The 304-nt window shown below is 52.3% G+C and carries 1 tRNA gene; it reads right to left on the reverse strand.

The annotated features are described in order from the left end of the window. Positions 1-2: 2 nt before the first annotated feature. Positions 3-78: transfer RNA gene (locus OGY06_RS00020), tRNA-Gly, on the reverse strand. Between the last annotated feature and the right edge of the window lie 226 nt (positions 79-304).

Raw genomic sequence — 304 nt, forward strand, 5'->3', positions numbered from 1 at the left:
TTTGGAGCGGGAAACGAGACTCGAACTCGCGACCCCGACCTTGGCAAGGTCGTGCTCTACCAACTGAGCTATTCCCGCATAATCTCCGTCTTTCGAACCGCTACTGCGTTGGCTGCCTTCATTCGCCTGAGTCACTTACTTCAGTAAGCTCCAAAGGACTCATTCAGTTGCCGCCTTGTCGCAATTCGAAATCCTGCGATTGGTGGTCTGTGCTTTACAAGCATTTTCAAATTTTGGAGCGGGAAACGAGACTCGAACTCGCGACCCCGACCTTGGCAAGGTCGTGCTCTACCAACTGAGCTAT

Source organism: Citrobacter sp. Cpo147 (assembly GCF_030332405.1).
GTDB classification, from domain to species: Bacteria; Pseudomonadota; Gammaproteobacteria; order Enterobacterales; family Enterobacteriaceae; genus Citrobacter; species Citrobacter portucalensis.